This window comes from Flavobacterium succinicans LMG 10402 (assembly GCF_000611675.1).
Lineage (GTDB): Bacteria > Bacteroidota > Bacteroidia > Flavobacteriales > Flavobacteriaceae > Flavobacterium > Flavobacterium succinicans.
In genome coordinates, this window is the sequence record NZ_JATV01000037.1 from 1 (window position 1) to 2,010 (window position 2,010).

Sequence of the window (2,010 nt, forward strand, 5' to 3'; positions counted from 1 at the left end):
TTTGGCTAATCAGAAAAATAACGCTAATTTAGTCCCAAACCGCGTGTAGCGCGAGAACGTTAGCTGATATTTACAAAAAAACTGAGAATTTAACAACCTTACATAACAAATGACAACAATTTTCATATGTCTATCTTTTATAATTATAATTATTCTTTTCAGACATAATTTCCTATTAATAAAGACTTTAAAAAACTTAAAAAAAATAGAATCGAAAGACAATAACGATACTATTGGAATAATAGTAATAATTCTAATAATAGTTTTTCTTATTCCCTATCTTTTTACAAGGTCAGTTTTTAAAGAATATAATTTTAGTGATACAGGAGAAATTGGTGATACAATTGGTGGTATAACTTCTCCATTCATAAACGGAATTGCTGCGATACTTGTATATATTGCTTTCAAAGAACAAAAAAAATCCAATGATATACTTACTGAAGAAATAAATATTGAAAAAAATAAAGAACTTGAAAATCTTGAAACGCTTAAAAAAGTTATTCTATATGATTTAAATGTAAGAATAAAACCTGGTGCAGAAAGGATCATTATTGAAATTCGTAAATGTCTAGAAGAATTAGAAGATACAAACATAAAATACTACAATGATCACGTTGACTTCAATGACCAAATTTTTAAATCAAATAATTTATCAAGTTATCTGAAAATTTTCAATAAAGAGCCTAAAGACTTTAACGTAATTTTAAATATTTATAATAGAGTCAATTTTATTTATAAACATACACCTTTACAAATATCATTTAAATATCCTACTGATAAAAACAATATGGTTTTTATTGACGTGCCAAAAAAGAGACGAACGACAACAATTGAAAGACATTTAGCTAAAAAGAAAATTGAATTAGAATTGTTAATTAACAACACGAAATCTCTAATAGATAATATAGATGAAATTCTGCTAAAGTATGAATAAACATCAGCTAACACACGCTACAAGCAATTTGGGGATTTGGCTTAATTTAAAATTGGTTTTGTATTTGGAAAGATTTGGCAAATCCGAAAATAGGGCTTAATTTAGTCCCAAACTGCTTGTAGCGCGAGAACGTTGGCGGTAATATTAGCCAAAAATATCAAAGTAAAAATCCAACAGAATTGAACTAATCAATGGAAAATCTAAACGAACAAATCCGACTTCATTCACTTGGTGCAACTGTAAGGCATAAATCTACTTTTGAAAATCTAATTTCTTTCAAAAACGAAAAAGAATTAACTCCCGAATTTATTAAAACTTGGGCTGTTCCTTTTTATATGAATCTAGAACAAACTAATCTAGAATGGTTTGAGCTATTATTAGAGGCAAAAAAGAAAATAACTAAAAAAGATGTTATAAAACTGCTTGGAGATTTTAACTGGAGAACTAGACAAACTGGTGCATTCTTCGCAATAATTAACGACTATTCAGATTTAATAGACATTATTGGTGTACATTTCCTAAAAAGCGAAGTTTGTTACGCTGGACGAATTTACGCTTATATGTTTGCTTGCTTAAACAACAAAAAATCAATAGAATATTTAGAAGACTATTTAGATTATTATTTATCCAAAAGCGAACTTTGGTTTGACCAAAGTGAAGCTATGGAAGCTTTAGCTTACATTGACAAAATAAATAACAGCAACTTAATTGACAAGCACAAAACAAATTGGCTGAAGTTTATTCATGACAAACCAAATTGGAACGCAGAAATTAACACCGAATATTTGGAAAACTATATCGAGTTTATAAACAAAGTTAAAGACCATAAATAGTAAATACTACCGCCAACAGCTACTACAACGGATTTGGGTAATAGGCTTAATGGAGAGTTGGTTTTGTATTTGGGATGATTTGGCAAATCCGAAGAATGGGCTTAATTTAGTCCCAAACCCGCTGTAGTACCAGAACGTTAGGGTGTATAGCTCCGTTGAAAAGACACAGCCGACATCAACCAGACGTTTTGCAACTGAAAAAATAATAATGAACTAGCTAGCGTGCCGACGCAAATCAAGCTC

At 29.8% G+C, this 2,010-nt stretch carries 2 protein-coding genes; both read left to right on the top strand.

Features of this window, described 5'->3' with window-relative positions; genetic code table 11:
• Nucleotides 1-109: 109 nt before the first annotated feature.
• The gene (locus tag AO58_RS0116705; protein ID WP_024982772.1) at nucleotides 110-934 is read left to right on the top strand and encodes a hypothetical protein; all 825 of its coding nucleotides are present in this window, start codon (nucleotides 110-112) and stop codon (nucleotides 932-934) included.
• 191 nt (nucleotides 935-1,125) lie between these two features.
• Nucleotides 1,126-1,767, top strand: coding sequence for a DUF6000 family protein (locus AO58_RS0116710; protein WP_024982773.1), 642 nt, complete (start codon nucleotides 1,126-1,128; stop codon nucleotides 1,765-1,767).
• The last annotated feature ends 243 nt before the right edge of the window (nucleotides 1,768-2,010 follow it).

Coding starts and splice junctions, on each gene's coding strand:
- AO58_RS0116705 (WP_024982772.1), top strand. CDS start 110: ATGACAACAATTTTCATATGTCTATCTTTTATAATTATAATTATTCTT.
- AO58_RS0116710 (WP_024982773.1), top strand. CDS start 1,126: ATGGAAAATCTAAACGAACAAATCCGACTTCATTCACTTGGTGCAACT.